This window comes from Streptomyces sp. NPDC093221 (assembly GCF_044753885.1).
Taxonomy (GTDB): domain Bacteria; phylum Actinomycetota; class Actinomycetes; order Streptomycetales; family Streptomycetaceae; genus Actinacidiphila.
Window position 1 is genome coordinate 264,650 of the sequence record NZ_JBIVOA010000009.1, and the last position, 15,211, is coordinate 279,860.

The 15,211-nt window shown below is 71.4% G+C and carries 17 protein-coding genes and 1 tRNA gene; 10 read left to right on the plus strand and 8 right to left on the minus strand.

Annotated elements, in window-relative coordinates:
- Positions 1-126: 126 nt before the first annotated feature.
- The gene (locus ACIQCJ_RS29350) at positions 127-1,188 is read right to left on the minus strand and encodes a phosphotransferase family protein (RefSeq protein WP_402713043.1); all 1,062 of its coding nucleotides are present in this window, start codon (positions 1,186-1,188) and stop codon (positions 127-129) included.
- A 155-nt stretch (positions 1,189-1,343) separates the two neighbouring features.
- On the opposite strand from ACIQCJ_RS29350, the gene ACIQCJ_RS29355 reads away from it, so the two are divergent.
- The 6 genes from ACIQCJ_RS29355 (at position 1,344) to ACIQCJ_RS29380 (ending at position 7,487) form a co-directional block, all read left to right on the plus strand.
- A complete protein-coding gene (locus ACIQCJ_RS29355; protein ID WP_402713044.1) occupies positions 1,344-2,372 on the plus strand; it encodes an ABC transporter ATP-binding protein in 1,029 nt (342 codons plus the stop codon).
- Entirely contained in the window at positions 2,369-3,184 is an 816-nt protein-coding gene (locus ACIQCJ_RS29360; protein WP_355333109.1) for an ABC transporter permease, read from the plus strand. The genes ACIQCJ_RS29355 and ACIQCJ_RS29360 overlap by 4 nt, the downstream gene beginning before the upstream one ends.
- A 176-nt stretch (positions 3,185-3,360) precedes the next feature.
- Positions 3,361-4,719: a sensor histidine kinase gene (locus ACIQCJ_RS29365; protein WP_401721089.1), complete on the plus strand. Its 1,359-nt coding sequence runs from the start codon at positions 3,361-3,363 to the stop codon at positions 4,717-4,719.
- Positions 4,716-5,321, plus strand: a complete 606-nt coding sequence (locus tag ACIQCJ_RS29370) for a response regulator transcription factor (protein WP_355333104.1) — start codon at positions 4,716-4,718, stop codon at positions 5,319-5,321. The genes ACIQCJ_RS29365 and ACIQCJ_RS29370 overlap by 4 nt, the downstream gene beginning before the upstream one ends.
- 153 nt (positions 5,322-5,474) lie before the next feature.
- Complete coding sequence (locus ACIQCJ_RS29375; protein WP_391048284.1) at positions 5,475-6,605, plus strand: YhjD/YihY/BrkB family envelope integrity protein; 1,131 nt, start codon at positions 5,475-5,477, stop codon at positions 6,603-6,605.
- 39 nt (positions 6,606-6,644) lie between these two features.
- Complete coding sequence (locus ACIQCJ_RS29380; protein WP_355333099.1) at positions 6,645-7,487, plus strand: DUF1206 domain-containing protein; 843 nt, start codon at positions 6,645-6,647, stop codon at positions 7,485-7,487.
- A gap of 27 nt (positions 7,488-7,514) precedes the next feature.
- Here the strand turns inward: ACIQCJ_RS29380 and ACIQCJ_RS29385 are convergent, their stop codons facing one another.
- A complete protein-coding gene (locus tag ACIQCJ_RS29385; RefSeq protein WP_355333097.1) occupies positions 7,515-7,691 on the minus strand; it encodes a hypothetical protein in 177 nt (58 codons plus the stop codon).
- A 113-nt stretch (positions 7,692-7,804) separates the two neighbouring features.
- On the opposite strand from ACIQCJ_RS29385, the gene ACIQCJ_RS29390 reads away from it, so the two are divergent.
- Entirely contained in the window at positions 7,805-8,245 is a 441-nt protein-coding gene (locus ACIQCJ_RS29390; protein ID WP_355333095.1) for a type II toxin-antitoxin system PemK/MazF family toxin, read from the plus strand.
- A gap of 48 nt (positions 8,246-8,293) precedes the next feature.
- Here ACIQCJ_RS29390 and ACIQCJ_RS29395 read toward each other — a convergent pair whose 3' ends face one another.
- The 5 genes from ACIQCJ_RS29395 to ACIQCJ_RS29415 form a co-directional block, all read right to left on the minus strand.
- Complete coding sequence (locus tag ACIQCJ_RS29395) at positions 8,294-9,298, minus strand: YdcF family protein (protein WP_402713045.1); 1,005 nt, start codon at positions 9,296-9,298, stop codon at positions 8,294-8,296.
- A 66-nt stretch (positions 9,299-9,364) separates the two neighbouring features.
- Positions 9,365-10,030 carry a response regulator transcription factor gene (locus ACIQCJ_RS29400; RefSeq protein WP_355333091.1) on the minus strand — a complete coding sequence of 222 codons (666 nt, stop codon included), beginning with the start codon at positions 10,028-10,030 and terminating at the stop codon, positions 9,365-9,367.
- Positions 10,027-11,133 carry a sensor histidine kinase gene (locus ACIQCJ_RS29405; protein ID WP_402713090.1) on the minus strand — a complete coding sequence of 369 codons (1,107 nt, stop codon included), beginning with the start codon at positions 11,131-11,133 and terminating at the stop codon, positions 10,027-10,029. Before ACIQCJ_RS29405 ends, ACIQCJ_RS29400 begins: the two co-directional genes overlap by 4 nt.
- A 107-nt stretch (positions 11,134-11,240) precedes the next feature.
- Complete coding sequence (locus ACIQCJ_RS29410) at positions 11,241-11,765, minus strand: hypothetical protein (RefSeq protein ID WP_355333088.1); 525 nt, start codon at positions 11,763-11,765, stop codon at positions 11,241-11,243.
- Between the two features lie 180 nt (positions 11,766-11,945).
- A tRNA-Leu gene (locus ACIQCJ_RS29415) sits at positions 11,946-12,030 on the minus strand.
- A gap of 246 nt (positions 12,031-12,276) precedes the next feature.
- Between ACIQCJ_RS29415 and ACIQCJ_RS29420 the strand changes: the two genes are divergently transcribed.
- Positions 12,277-13,614: a M20/M25/M40 family metallo-hydrolase gene (locus ACIQCJ_RS29420; RefSeq protein WP_355333086.1), complete on the plus strand. Its 1,338-nt coding sequence runs from the start codon at positions 12,277-12,279 to the stop codon at positions 13,612-13,614.
- Positions 13,615-13,760: 146 nt separating this feature from the next.
- Positions 13,761-13,994 carry a chaplin ChpH gene (gene chpH / locus ACIQCJ_RS29425; protein ID WP_355333084.1) on the plus strand — a complete coding sequence of 78 codons (234 nt, stop codon included), beginning with the start codon at positions 13,761-13,763 and terminating at the stop codon, positions 13,992-13,994.
- Positions 13,995-14,113: 119 nt separating this feature from the next.
- Here chpH and ACIQCJ_RS29430 read toward each other — a convergent pair whose 3' ends face one another.
- Positions 14,114-14,302 (minus strand): DUF5703 family protein, encoded by a 189-nt coding sequence (locus ACIQCJ_RS29430; protein WP_188283518.1) that lies wholly within the window; start codon positions 14,300-14,302, stop codon positions 14,114-14,116.
- A gap of 47 nt (positions 14,303-14,349) precedes the next feature.
- On the opposite strand from ACIQCJ_RS29430, the gene ACIQCJ_RS29435 reads away from it, so the two are divergent.
- Positions 14,350-14,958 carry a hypothetical protein gene (locus ACIQCJ_RS29435; RefSeq protein WP_355333082.1) on the plus strand — a complete coding sequence of 203 codons (609 nt, stop codon included), beginning with the start codon at positions 14,350-14,352 and terminating at the stop codon, positions 14,956-14,958.
- The last annotated feature ends 253 nt before the right edge of the window (positions 14,959-15,211 follow it).

Genomic DNA, 15,211 nt, shown 5'->3' on the forward strand with positions numbered 1-15,211 from the left:
ACGGCCGGACCGATAACGGCGACGAGGGAGCGGGGGCCCTCGTCGGCACGGCGAAGTCGGTCGCCGTGCGCAGCGACCGGCGCCGGGCGGGCCCGTCGGCGTCCCGGCGGAGCGCGAGCCGTTGCTCTACGGCCTGCGGGCGGGCGGCGGTTGAAGGGTGGGCCAGCGGGTGAGCATCGCTTCGCGCATCGCGGGGGCCAGACGGCCGAGAGCCGGCAGGCGGCCCTCTTGGGCGGTCACGCGGCCGACGACGCCGAGCCGGTGGACCAATCGCTGACGGGCCGTCACCGTGCCCCACTCCCAGTCCTGGTGCGGAATCAGGGCCAGGCGGTCGGTGGTCCCGCGCTCGGCCCGCTGCACCAGCGCGTCACCGCGCAGCAGCCAACCGGCGCAGGCGTCGGTGAGATCACCCGGGACGTCCGTGCCCGTCGCTCGGCGCCAGGCGTCGCGGTACACGGCCTCCGCCGCTTCCAGCAGCGGGGGAGCGGGGGCGGTGACGCACCAGCAGGTCGGGAAACCGACGCGCAGATAGGCGAGTTCGACGATTCCGTCGCCCAACGCGGCCTGCTCGAAGTCGATGAATCTGACGCCGTCGTCGGTGTGCAGGTCGTTGCCGGGGCACGGGTCGCCGTGCAGCAGAGCGCGGCCCCGCGCCCGTGACGTACGGTCCACGAGGTCGTCCAACTCGCCGCGTACGGCGGGCGGTACGGCGACGCCGAGGGCCTGGGCGAGGCCGAGGAAGGAGTCGACGTCCGTGTGCGCCGGGCCCGACCAGGCGGGGAGTACGTCCGAGCCGTCGCTGCCGTCGCTGCCGTCCCCGACGTCCGCGTCGCCGCTGGTCGCCGCGTGGAGCCGGGCCAGTGCCCCGGCGTAGTCGACGATCCACTCCTCGCGCGGCGGCCGGTGCTCCACGTACTCCAGCACCAGCACCCGCTCCCGCGCGTCGGTGCCCAGCAGCGTCGGCACGACCGGCGGATCGACCCGGCCCGCGAGCCGCAGCGCGGCCACCTCGCGGGCGTACCTCTCGTCGGCTTCGGGCGCATCGACAAGTTGCTTGACCACCACGGGAGTTCCGGCCAGCTCGGCCCGCCACACCCGCGAGCGCGGACTGCTCCCCAGCCGGCGGCCCCGCCGGGGCGTCCCCAACTCGTCCCGCAACTTCTCCCCGAGGGGCAGCCGTGACCGCATGGCGGCATCCTCGCACGGGCGGGGACGACATCCGGAGCGATTTACGGCGCGGCGGCCCCGCCCGGTCCGGGGCGGTCCCCGCCCATGACATTCGTCATGAACAGTCATGACAGACCACACGGCCCGAAGCGCCGACGGGCGGACAGCCTTGAGTCATGGACACAGTCATCGAAACCACCGGCTTGCGGCGGAGCTACAGCGGCTTCGAGGCCGTACGCGGCGTCGACATCAGCGTGGGGCGGGGCGAGCTGTTCGCCCTGCTGGGGACGAACGGCGCGGGCAAGACCTCGACGCTGGAGATCCTGGAGGGGCAGGCGCCCGCCAGCGCGGGAACCGTACGGGTGCTGGGCGCCGACCCCTACCGCGAGCGTGCCGCGGTGCGGCCCCGTATCGGAGTGATGCTCCAGGAGGGCGGCTTCCCCACCGAGCTGACCGTCGCGGAGACCGTCGACATGTGGGCGGGCTGCACCAGCGGCGCCCGGCCCGTGGCGGAGGCCCTGGAGCTGACGCGGCTGGAGCAGCGGCGCGGGGTCCGGGTCAAGCAGCTCTCCGGCGGCGAGCGGCGCCGCCTCGACCTCACGCTCGCGCTGCTCGGACGGCCGGAGGTGCTCTTCCTCGACGAGCCCACCACCGGTCTCGACGCCCAGTCCCGGCACGACACCTGGGAGCTGATCGGAGAGCTGAAGCGGCAGGGCACCACGGTGCTGCTCACCACGCACTACCTCGAAGAGGCGGAGCAGTTGGCGGACCGGCTGGCCATCATGCACGCGGGCCGGATCGCCAGCACCGGACGCGTCGCGGACGTGGTCGCCGAGCGGCCCGCGCGGATCACCTTCGAACTGCCCTGGGGCCGCTTCCCCGCCGACCTGCCGCCGCTGCGGTCGATCGGCGTCACCGCACACGAGGTCACCGGCCAGAAGATGCGCCTGGAGACCCGCGACCTCCAGCACACCACCACCGAGCTGCTGTGCTGGGCCCGTGACCAGGGCGTCGAACTGACCGGCCTCGACGTCCGTTCCGCGTCACTGGAAGAGGCGTTCATGGACATCGCCAAAGAGCTCGACCACCGGGACGAGCACCCGGACGAGCAGCGTGGCGGCGACCGCACAGAGCAGCGATCCGACCGCCGAGCCGACCACCGGGCCATCCACCGGGCCGACGACCACCAGGAGACGACGCGATGACCTCCGCGACCACGACGACCACCGCGCCCACGGACACCGCGCGCCGGTCCCGTAAGAGCACCGAACGCCTGGCCGCGCTCGGCCGCGCGGAACTGATCCTGCTGGTCCGCAGCAAGGCCGCCCTCATGACGGCCCTCGTCCTGCCCGGTGTCATCGCCGTGTCGATGCGCAGCGCCGTGAAGAGCCTGGACCTGGGCGGCACCGGCCTGTCCGTCGCCACCGTGCTGGTGCCGGGCGCCCTCGGCATGGCGCTGTTCTTCGCGATCTACACCAACATGGTCGGCGTGTACGTCACCCGCCGCGAGGGCCTTGTCCTCAAGCGGCTCCGCTCGGGAGAGGTCCGCGACGCCGAGATCCTGACCGGCGGCGCGCTGCCCGCGGTCCTGATGGCGGTCGTGCAGTCCCTGCTGCTCGGCGTCGGACTCGCCGTCCTGCTCGACATGCCCGCCCCCGAGGCACCTCACCTGCTGGTCCTCGGCCTGCTCCTCGGTATCGTGCTGCTGGTCGTGGGCGCCGCGCTCACCGCCGCCTTCACCCAGACGGCTGAGAGCGCCCAATTGACCTTTCTGCCGTTCATGCTGGTGAGCATGGCCGGTTCCGGGATGTTCCTGCCCCGCGACACCCTGCCGGACACGGTGGCGCGCATCGGCGCGTTCCTGCCGTTCACCCCGGTCATGGACCTGTTGCGCGGCGGCTGGACGGGGAATGTGGACGGGACGGACCAGCTCCGGCTCACTCTCACGGCCCTGGTGTGGATCGGCGTGGCCGTGCTCGGCGTGCGGAAGTGGTTCCGTTGGGAGCCTCGGCACTGAGCGCCGGGCGTCGGCTCTGAGCGCCGAGCCTCGGCACTGAGCGCCTGCGCGGCCGACGGGAAGGCCGGGCGCGCACGGCGCCGGACACGTAGGACTCGTAGGACTCGTAGGACTCGTAGGACTCAAGGATTCGAAGGACCGAAGGACTCGAAGGACGAAGGGACGAAGGGGCGACGGTGACTGCGGGAACCACAGGGACCACGACGGGACCCACGGGAACGGCCGGGCTGGCGAGCGTGCAGAGCTGGGTGGAGTGGCTCGGCCACCGGCACGGCACGGACCGCTACCGTCGCTACACCCTGAACTCCCTCTCCTGCTTCGCCCTGTTCGAGGCGGGCCTGTGGACGCTGTGGGTCGTCACGAACGACGTGGGCCCGCTCTGGATCGCGGTCGCTGTCCTGGGCGCTGCCCACGTCGTCGTCCAGGCGCTGCTCTCCCGCGCCGGGCTGCGCGCCTACATCGGCCTGGCGCCCCGGCCGTACCTGCTGGCCGCCCTCTACACCGCCGTCACGGTCGCCGCCGTCGCGGTCGGCTGCGTGTTGCAGGCGAAGGACCGCGTCGAGGGGAAGGACCTCGCGCCGTACGTGCTGTGGCTGATGATGTTCTACGCGGGCCCGCCGATGCTGGCGCTGTCCCTGCGGGCGGGTACGGCCCTGGTCTCTGCCGTCACGCTGGGCTCGCTGGTCGCCGTCTTCGCGACCGGACTGCGCGGGGAGTCGCTGGCGGTGGTCGTCGGCGGGACCCTGTTCCTCGTCCCGTTCATGGCCCTCGCCCTGCGGGCCTCCGGCTGGAGCGTGCTCCTGATCGAGGAGCTGGCCGCGGCCCGCGGGACCCAGGCCCGCCTGGCCGTGGCCGAGGAACGCCTGCGCTTCGGCCGCGACCTGCACGACATCCTCGGACGCAACCTCGCCGTGGTGGCGCTGAAGAGCGAACTGGCGGCGAAGCTCGCGGAACGCGGCAGCCCCGAGGCCGTCGACCTGATGTACGAGGTGCAGCGCATCGCGCAGGACAGCCAGCGCGAGATCCGTTCCGTCGTGCGCGGATACCGCACCGCGGACCTGCACACCGAACTCGCGGGGGCCCGCGAGGTCCTGAAGGCCGCCGGTATTCCCTGCCGTATCAGCGACGGTCCCGCCGCCCGCCTCCCGGACGACATCCAGACCGCGCTCGGCTGGGTCATCCGCGAGGCCGTCACCAATGTGCTGCGCCACGCCCAGCACGCCACCCGCTGCGAGGTGTCCCTGCGCGACACCGGCGAGGGCGCTGTCACGCTGGTCGTGGAGAACGACGGGAGCGACCACCGGGGCGGGCGCGGCCACCGCGCGGGGAGCGTGGGAGGCGGGAGCGGGCCCGCCACCACGGCGGGCAGCCGCACGGCGGACGCGGCCTCCGCGGACGGGACCACACCCGCCGGAAGCGGTCTCGCCGGACTCGAAGAGCGTCTGACGCAGCTTCAGGGCACACTCACGACCAGCGAACGCTCCGCCGGCGTCTTCCGCCTGACCGTGACCATCCCGTGGGAGGAAACACCATGATCAGGGTCCTGCTCGCCGACGACGAGCACCTCATCCGCGGAGCGCTCGCCTCGCTGCTCGCCCTGGAGGACGACATCCTCGTCGCCGCCGAGGCGGGCTCCGGCGACGAGGCCCTCGCCATGGCACGGGCCCACCGGCCGGACGTCGCCGTCCTCGACCTTCAGATGCCGCGCGGCGACGGAATCAGCGTCGCGGAACACCTGCGCGCCGAACTCCCCGACTGCGCGACGATGATCGTGACCAGCCACGCCGGGGCCGGGGCCCTCAAGCGCGCGCTGAGCGCGGGCGTGCGCGGCTTCGTACCCAAGACCGTCTCCGCGCAGCAGCTCGCCCGCATCATCCGTACCGTGCACGACGGCGGACGCTACGTCGACCAGGAGCTGGCCGCCGACGCCATCACCGCGGGCGACTCCCCGCTGACGCCCCGCGAGGCGGAACTGCTCGCCATGGCCGAGGAGGGGGCGCCCGTCGCCGACATCGCCGCCCGCGCGATGCTCTCGGTCGGCACCGTACGCAACCACCTGTCGTCCGCCGCCACCAAGGTCGGCGCCGAGAACCGCCATGTCGCGGCGCGCCTCGCCCGCGAGCGCGGCTGGCTGTGACCGCGCAGCGCACCGGAGACCGCGGGCGGGGGGCCGCAGGAGGTCAGGGACCGGTCACCCGCAGAAGACGAAGGTCACCTCCACGGCCCGCCTCCTGACCCGTGGTCTGTACCGGCGCTCACGGGGAAACCGCCGTGACAGGGACCAAGCCGCGTGACGTGCGGCGGCAGGCCCGACGACGACGAAGTGGTGGCGATCGTGGGCATGGTCCGAAGATTCGACGCCTATCAGCGCGAGCACACCTGGATCGGGCTGCCGCTGGCGGTGGTGTACAAATTCGGCGAGGACCAGGGCGGCTACCTCACGGCGCTGATCGCCTACTACGCCTTCCTGTCGGTATTCCCCGTGCTGCTGCTCCTGGTGTCGGTGCTCGGCTTCCTGCTGCACAACGACGCGCACTTCCAGAAGCAGGTCGTCGACTCGGCCCTGCACCAGTTCCCGGTGATCGGCGATCAGATCGGCGAGAACATCCGGTCGTTCCACGGCAACACGCTCGCGGTCGTCACCGGTGTGATCGGCGGCCTGTACGGCGCGCTCGGTGTCGCCCAGGCCGCGCAGAACACCCTGCTGAAGATCTGGGCCGTGCCGCGCCACGACCGGCCGAACCCGCTGCGCTCCCGGCTGCGCAGCCTGCTGGTGGTAGGGGTCTTCGGCGTGGGCCTGGCCGCCACCACCGCGCTGACCTCGCTCGCGTCGGACGCCCGCGCGTTCGGCGTCCACCCCGTCGTCCTGCTGCGGATCGCGGCGACCGTACTGTCCACGGCCGTCAACACCGGCCTGCTCCTGTTCGCGTACCGCTACTTCACGGTCGGCACCGTACGGCTGCGCTCCTCGGCGGGTACGGCGCTGGCCGCCGCGCTGGCCTGGCAGTTCGTGCAGTGGGCGGGCACGTACTACGTCCGGCACGAGCTGCGCGGGGCGACCGCCACGTACGGGCTGTTCGGGATCGTCCTCGGCCTGATCACCTGGATCTACCTGGGCGCGCTGATCTTCGTCCTCACCGCGGAGGTGGCGGCGGTGCGGGCCCGGCGGCTCTGGCCGCGCAGCCTGCTCACCCCGTTCACCGACAATGTGGTGCTCAGCCGCGCGGACCGCGAGGTGTACACCTCGTACGCCGCCACGGAGGTCTTCAAGGGCTTCCAGCACGTCGAGGTGAGGTTCGACCCGCCGACCGTGCCGTCGCCCACCGGTACGGCGACGGATACGGCAACCGGTACGCCGCCGCCCGGCGTCGGGCTTCCCGCGCAGGACGGTTCGGGGGACGCGAAGGACGTCGTTCCATAGCGGGTGCCTCAACTCCGCCGATCGGGGAAGTCGGCCTGTGTGAAGACGCAAGCAGCAGCATCGACGGGCCGCCACAACGCCAGACGCGCGGCCGACAGCAAGGCGGTCGCCGTCGCGGGCCGCGCGGGGTTCGCGGCCCGAGGGGTGATCTACATCCTGGTGGGCGCACTGGCGGTGCGCATCGCCTTCTCCGACGCCGGAGGCCAACAGGCCGACCGCGGCGGCGCGCTCGCCGAGATCGCGCACAAGCCGTTCGGGGACGTCCTGTTGTGGCTGCTGGGCATAGCCCTGGCCGGAATGGCCCTGTGGCGGCTGTCGGAAGCGGCCTTCGGACAGGCGGGACCCGACGGCGACAAGCCCACCAAGCGCGCGATGGCCGCGGGCCGCTGCGTCTTCTACGCCTTCGTCTCGTACTCCGTGCTCGCCTACGCGGCCGGTGAGAAGAGCAGCGGCAGCGGGTCGACCGACAAGAGGACCGACGACGTGACGGCCAAGGTCCTCGACTGGCCGGGCGGCCAGTGGATCGTCGCCGTCGCCGGTGTCGCCGTGTTCTGTGTCGGTGTGTGGATCGCGGTCCGTGCCCTCATGCGCAAGTTCCACAAGCACCTGAAGATGGGCCAGATGTCGCGGCGCCAGCGCCAGGCCGTGGACTTCCTCGGCATGTTCGGCGGCACCGCGCGAGGCGTGCTGTTCGCCACGGCCGGCGGATTCGCCGTGGCCGCGGCGGTCAAGCACCAGGCGGGCAAGTCCAAGGGCATGGACGACACGCTGCGCTCGTTCGCCGACACGCCGGTCGGCCCGTGGCTGCTGGTGCTCATCGCGGTCGGCCTGATCGCCTTCGGGCTGTTCTCCTGGGCCAACGCGCGGTGGCGCGAGGTCTGAGCGGCGCCGGAAAGCGGACCGCGCGGCTCACAGCTCGCGGATCTCCTCGGGCGGGCGGCCGACGGCGTCCGCCACCTCGTGCTCGTCGCCGCCCTTGGCGAGGACCGCCGCGCTCTCGGCCTTGAGGTCGATCGCCGCCGCCTGGAGGGCGTCCTCGGCCTCGGCGTAGCGGTGCGCTGCCAGTTCAAGTTTCGCTGTGTCCACAGCGCAAGCATGCCACTACTCACCGCTGTCGCGGCGCACGACCGCGGCCGGTGTCGCACGGTCCTGCCGTCCGTACATTCGTCCGCACACCCGTACACGAAGAGGAGAAGTCGATGAGCACGCCGATGTGGGTCGTCCTGGGCGCCGTGGTCGTCGTGGCGCTGGTGGCCGCCGTGGTGGCGGCCGGGCGCGTGCGGCGTAGCGGAGAAACCCCCGTACGGCGGTCGGGCGGCGCGTCCGGCGGCGGTGCCGCGCCGCGCAGGGGCGAGGTGTGGTGGGCGGACGTGCCGTACGAGGACACGGCCGGCTCGAAGGACCGTCCCTGCCTGGTCGTCTCGGTGCGCGGCGGGACCGCGCGGGTCGCCAAGATCACCTCTCAGCACCACGAGGAGCTGCCCGGAGTCGTACCGCTTCCCGCGGGCACCGTCGACGACGCCCGGGGCCGGCAGAGCTATCTGGAGACCAACGAGCTGCGGCGCGTGCCCGTCTCGGCCTTCCGGCGCCGCGCGGGCGCCCTCGACCCTCAGGTCATGAAGCGGCTGAATCTGCGGTGACGAGCCGCCCGGCGAGCGGCCGTCGCGGACGCGGGGCCCGTCCGGCGGTCAGCTCAGCCACCAGATGAAGAAGCCTCCCGCGAAAACGAGGAGGCAGATGGTGAGGTTGGTGCGCCAATACGTCATGAGCATCGCGACGAATTCGCGAATGGTCGCACTCGGCCAGAAATACGCGGCGGTCGGCGCCCCCACGACATGTCCTCTGACGCCCAGCCGCCGCGCGGTCACCGCGGCGCGCAGGACATGGTAATTGTTCGTGACGACGACACAGCGGTAGTCCGCCTTGCTCCGCTCCATGATGGATTTGCTGAAGCGCAGATTCTCCTCGGTGGTCGTCGACCGGTCCTCGCGTTCGATCAGTTCCGCCGGAAAACCCTGCGCCACAAGGTAGTCGGCCATCGCGTGCGACTCCGGCAGCTTCTCGTCCGGGCCCTGTCCGCCGGAGGTGAGCAGCACCGGCCGCCTGCCGCGCGAGGAGAGCCTTTGGTGCACCGTACGGGCCCGGTCGAGGCGGCTGGCCAGCAGGGGCGGCACCTTGGTGCCGCCGATGAGCCCCGAGCCGAGAACCACGACGTAGTCGGTCTTGCGGCGGACGGTCAACCATCCGTAGAGCGACCCGTAGACGATGAAACAGAGGAAGAGGAAGACGACATACCCCGCGAGGACGGTGGCCGTCCCCGCGACCACGAGCAGCGCGCGGGTGTGCATCACCACCGCGGTGATCAACAGCGCTATGAGCGCCAGCAGCGCGAACCCGGCCAGCAGGGACAGCAGATTGGCCGGACTTCTGCCCTCTTTCCGCACCATGGCGACGCCGTTGGAAATCAGAAACCACGACATGGCGACCACGCCCACCGCCATGAGCGTCAGCAGCGCCACCCCGAGATCATTGCCCAACGTCGGGTGTTCCCTGCCTATGTCAAACAGCCACGCACCCAGCGCGAAGACGGGTGAAAGCCCGAGCAGAATCGCATTGCTGAACCGACGCCGCTCCCGCAGCACTCCGACACAGAACCCCAGAAAGAACAGCACCGCCGGTACATATGCCCACATGCCCACATGCTAGTGGCCCCCCGTCCCCCCACCCGCCGCCCCACCAGCCCCGGTTCCCCGGCCGGGTCAGGTCAGGCCCGCTTCGATGGCGCGGCGGACGGCGTCGGCGCGGTCGCGGATCGCGGCTTTGGCGAAGAGGTTGTTGATGTGGGTCTTGACGGTGGCCTCGCTGATGAAGAGCTTCTCGGCGATGCCGCGGTTGGGCAGGCCCTGGCCGATCAGCGCGAGCACTTCGCGTTCGCGGGGTGTGAGGTCCTCCGGCAGGGCCTGGCCCACCATCGGGGCCTTGGTCCTGACGGAGGCGAGCAACCGGTTCTGCACCTCGCGGTCGAGCACCGACTGCCCCGCGGCGGCGGCACGGATCGCCCGGATGATGTCCTGGCGGCCCGCGTTCTTCGTCAGATAGCCGCGGGCGCCCGCGCTCAGCGCGCCGAGGATCGAGTCGTCGTCGGCGAAGGTGGTCAGTACGACCACCGCCACGTCCGGGTGCTCCTCGCCGAGCCGCCGGGTCGCCTCGATCCCGTCCATCACCGGCATGCGCAGGTCCATCAGCACCACGTCCACCGGCCCGGCGGCGACAGCCGCCAGCACCTGGCTCCCGTCCGCGGCGGACGCGACGACGTCGATGTCCTCGGACAGCCCGAGCACCGCGGCGAGCGGCTCCCGTACGGCGGCCTGGTCGTCCGCGACGACCACCCTCAGCCGCCGCGGCCTCTCGGTCGGTTCGGTCATACCGGAATCACTGCTTCCACCTTCCAGCCGCCCTGGTCGGGACCGGCCGTGACCGGCCCCGCCGTCACCGTCCCGCCCAGCAGGGCGACGCGTTCGCGCATTCCGATCAGCCCCATGCCGCTGCCGACCACCGCGTTCACCTCGCGCGTGGCGGGGCCGTTGCGCACCGCCAGCGTGATCGACGCGGCGGCGTACGTCAGCTCCACACCGACATCGCCGCCGGGGGCGTGCCGGGCGGCGTTGGTCAGCGACTCCTGGGCGATACGCAGGAGATTCTGGACCACCCGGGCCGGGACCTCACGGGCGGTCCCGGTGACGCTGAGGACATCGCGGTGCCCCGACGACTCCAGCATCGCCGTCAGGCTCTCCAGCAGCGGCAGCGAGTCCTCGCGCAGCGCGTGCACCGTCCACTGCGCTTGTTTGAGGCTCTCCCGCACCAGACCGTGGGCCTTGTCGTTGGCCTCCCTGACCTTCTCCAGGTCCCCGGTGTCGAGCAGCGCGTCGGCCAGTTCCAACTGCATGTTGATCCCTGCCAGCGAGTGCGCCAGCACATCGTGCACGTCCCGGGCGATCCGGCTGCGCTCGGTCAGCGCGGCTGTCCGCGCCTCGGCCCGCGCGGCGCGCTCCGCCGACTCGGCCGCCGCGATCACCGCCTGTACGGCCTGGCGCTGGCTGCGGTTGAGTATGCCCACCAGCACCGGAGCGCCGGTGGCCAGACCGAGCACCCAGGGCAGCTCGTCGTGCCCGGGACCGAGACGGAAGTACAGCACCCCGCCGCAGAGCAGACTGCAGATCCCGGCGAGGACGAGAGCCGGTCTGGTCTCCAGCCGGTATCCGATGTGACCGGCGAGGAAGAAGGCGAAGAGATAGCCCGTGCCGCTGCGGCTGACAGCGATCAGGGCGACCGCCGCGGCGATGCCGACCGTCAGCCACGGGAGCACGAGGCCCTGGGGAATCCTGTCCTCGGGCAGGCGCCGGGCCAGCAGCACCGCCGAGTTGATCACGAGCAGGACGGCGACGACCAGCCCCCGGCCGCTGAAGCCCAGGGGGCGGATCGTCAGGACTCCGGCGACGACGACCCCGAGGGTCATCGCCCACTGCATCCACGGGTCCTGTCCCGGCACCTGCCGCGCCCCCGCCTCCTGGGCCACGGTCTTCCCAGGAGGCGGGGGGCTGTCTGTCGCGGGCACGGGGAGAACATAACGCACGGTCAGGCCCTGCGGCTGAGGACGGGCACGGCGCGCGGCGTCATCTGCATCCGGCTCCGTATGAAGATGGTGGCGAGCCGCGTCACGACTTCGGTGAGCGCCATCAGTACGAACGCCGCGACCCACGCCTGATCGCTGGTGATGTGGTGGGCGACGCTGAATTGGGCGACCTGGTGGGCGCCGCCCGCGTGCTCGGTCCACAACTGGAAGCCCATCCGCGCCCCCATGCCGACGACCCACAAGATCGCCGACACGGCGCCGGCCTTGATCAGGACGTGCTCGCCGACGGTCCGGACGCGGGTGTAGATGCCGCCGGCGACGCCGAGCGCGGCGCCCACGCTCATCAGCACTCCGATGAGCACGAGGTCGTTGCCCGCGGTGGGAATGGTGTCCAGGTACGAGTTCGCGACGAAGGCCACGATGCCCAGCGGGATCAGGAAGGTCTTGAGGTCGAGTCGGCCTTCCCGCAGTTGCCGGAAGACGACGAGGAGAAGAGCGATGTCGGTGATCCACTCGGTCGATGTCATGCCCCCAAGACTGCTGCGACCAGGCACGAAGCACCTGGACCCAGGGGTGGAACCAAGGGTGGAGATGACTCCCCGCCCGGCCCTCCACCCCCACGGCGCCGCCGCGCGCCTGGACGCCGCAGAGCCCGCGCGCACACCGAAAAGGGCCGCCCGAAGGCGGCCCTGTAAGGAGAGAAGATGTGTCCGAGGGGGGACTTGAACCCCCACGCCCGATAAAGGGCACTAGCACCTCAAGCTAGCGCGTCTGCCATTCCGCCACCCGGACGGGGTGTGTCACCTCGGCCTATGGGCCGTGGCGACGAGGTAAACCATAGCAAAGATCCGGTCACATCGATCACGGGCGCGGAGCGGGCCGAGGGGGCCGATGAAGGGGCTGTGCGCGGGGCCCGGGGTGAGGGCGCGGAGGGGAGCCTTGGGCGGGGTGGGGGTGTCGGGGGAGGATGGGGGGAGGCATCGGCCGCGGTCGCCCGGGTGGTGGGCGGACGCGGCAGGCAACGAGCGAGGAGACAGCGTGAGCGAGTCGGGGCCGGGCAGGGCGGAGAACGGGACGGTCACGGGCGAGGACGAGGTCGTCGACCTGTGCAGTGAGCTGATCCGGATCGACACCAGCAACTACGGCGACCACTCGGGGCCGGGGGAGCGGGCGGCGGCGGAGTACGTCGCGGAGAAGCTCGCCGAGGTGGGCCTCGAACCGCGGATCTTCGAGTCGCACCAGGGCCGGGCGTCCACGGTGGCGCGGATCGAGGGCGAGGACCGCTCGCGGCCCGCGCTGCTGATCCACGGGCACACCGACGTGGTCCCGGCCAACGCGGACGACTGGACGCACCACCCGTTCTCCGGCGAGATCGCCGACGGCTGCGTGTGGGGCCGGGGCGCGGTCGACATGAAGGACATGGACGCGATGACGCTGGCGGTCGTACGCGACCGGCTGCGCAGCGGGCGCAAGCCGCCGCGCGACATCGTGCTCGCCTTCGTCGCGGACGAGGAGGCGGGCGGTGTGTACGGCGCCCGGCACCTGGTCGACAAGCACCCCGACCTCTTCGAGGGCGTGACGGAGGCGATCGGCGAGGTCGGCGGCTTCTCCTTCACCGTCAACGAGAACCTGCGGCTGTACCTGATCGAGACCGCCCAGAAGGGCATGCACTGGATGCGGCTCACGGTGGACGGCACCGCGGGGCACGGCTCGATGACCAACAACGACAACGCGATCACCGAGCTGTGCGAGGCCGTCGGGCGGCTCGGCAGGCACGAGTTCCCGGTCCGCGTCACCAAGTCCGTCCGCGGCTTCCTCGACGAGCTGTCGGACGCCTTCGGGGTGGAGCTGGACCCGGAGGACATGGAGACGACGCTCGCCAAGCTCGGCGGCGTCGCCAAGATGATTGGCACGACCCTGCGGAACACCGCGGCCCCGACGATGCTCGGCGCGGGCTACAAGGTGAACGTGATCCCCGGCCAGGCCACCGCCCACGTCGACGGCCGCTTCCTGCCGGGCTACGAGGAGGAGTTCCTGGCCGACCTCGACCGGATCCTCGGCCCGCGCGTCAAGCGCGAGTCGGTGCACTCCGACAAGGCGCTGGAGACGGACTTCGACGGCTCCCTGGTGGACGCCATGCAGCTCGCCCTCAAGGCGGAGGACCCGATCGCGCGCGCCGTGCCGTACATGCTCTCCGGCGGCACCGACGCGAAGTCCTTCGACGACCTGGGCATCCGCTGCTTCGGCTTCGCGCCGCTCCAGCTCCCGCCGGAGCTGGACTTCGCCGGGATGTTCCACGGTGTTGACGAGCGGGTGCCGGTGGACGGCCTGCGGTTCGGGGTCCGGGTCCTCGATCGTTTCATCGAGAACTGCTGACGGTTCGGCCGCCCGTACGAGTACGGGCGGCCCGGATCGCTGGGACGAGTGAATGATCCAGTGCTTTCGTAGCTCTATTCCTCCGGCTTCGTTACGACGTGTGTGGTCCGCGGCTGGGACCGCACTTGTCAATCAGGAGGAAGAAAATGATCAAAAAGGTCGTAGCCGCTGCGGCTGTCACCGGCGGTCTCGTGCTCGCGGGTGCGGGCATGGCTGTCGCCGACTCCGGCGCCCAGGGCGCCGCTGTGCAGTCGCCCGGTGTGCTGTCCGGCAACCTGATCCAGATCCCCGTGCACGTGCCGGTGAACCTGTGCGGCAACACGGTCTCCGTGATCGGTCTGCTCAACCCGGCCTTCGGCAACTACTGCGTCAACAAGTAGTCCGAAGGCGTTCGGAACCCCTGTGGTCCGAACCGTCGGAACCGGCCCCGGAAGCGCGTATGCCGCGCTCCGGGGCCGGGCCGTGTCTGCGGCGGACCCGCGTCCCACCGTCGCGCGTCTCACCATGTGGCCCGCACTTGGCGGATGATCCGGCGGCGCAACCGCACCCTGCGGCTGCCGTCGGGGTAGAGGCGCACCCGGTCCAGTTCCCAGTGCCCGTACTCGGCCTCGTCCGTGAGCAGTCGTGTCGCGTCCTTGCGGGAGACCCCGCGTGCGACGTACATCTCTCTGAATTCGTATTCCGGCATCGCATCTATTGTGCGGGCAACGCCCCGGTGCGGATAGCGTCTGCCTCATGTCTGATGACGTGCAGCCCACCGTTGCCGAGGTCCGAGCCGCTGTCGAGGCGGTCAAGGCCGCGCTGGACCGCCACCTCGAGGCGATCGAGAACCGTACGGGCGAAGACGATCCCGCCGTCTACGCGGCGTTCGAGTCGCTGGCTTCGGCCGCCGAGTCGTATGACGAGTTGCTGTACGACACCTACGACGAGGTGACTCCCTTCGAGGTGCCCGCGGGCGACTCGCTGCCGGAGTACACCGGTCCCGAGGACCCGGAGGCCATCAGTGTGCTGATCCGCCGCGACTACACGATCGTTGAGCCCTCCCGGCTGTTCGCGCAGGCCAGAAGGGCCGATGACGGCGACGGCGCGGCGGACGCCACGGTGAACGCGGCGGTCGGGGTGATCTTCGGCGAGTACGAGCCGGACGAGATCGCCCAGCGCCACAAGGAGTTCGGCCTGGAGGAGGGCGACTCCACGGTGTGGGTGTCGGCCGTGCCGGAGGCCGCGGAACCGGGGGAGTGGCTGGACGCGCCCTTCGAGCAGGCCGACCCGCAGCTCGTCATCTGCCGCTTCGACGTGAGCGCCGTCTTCGACGACGAGCTGAGCGTGCTCGACCCGGACTGAGCGGGTCGCCCGAGCGCCAGGAGGGGGCGGACAGCGGGCGCTGTCCGCCCCCAGGCGCGTCCGGGGCCGGTGGGCGGCGGGACGGGCCCGTACGGGCCCGCCGGGCCGGTGGGCGGCGTTGAGCCGTACGGAGCCGCCGGGGAGGTGGCGGGCGGCGGTTGAGCCGTACGGAGCCGCCGGGGAGGTGGCGGGCGGCGGTTGAGCCGTACGGAGCCGCCGGGGAGGTGGCGGGCGGCGGTTGAGCCGTACGGAG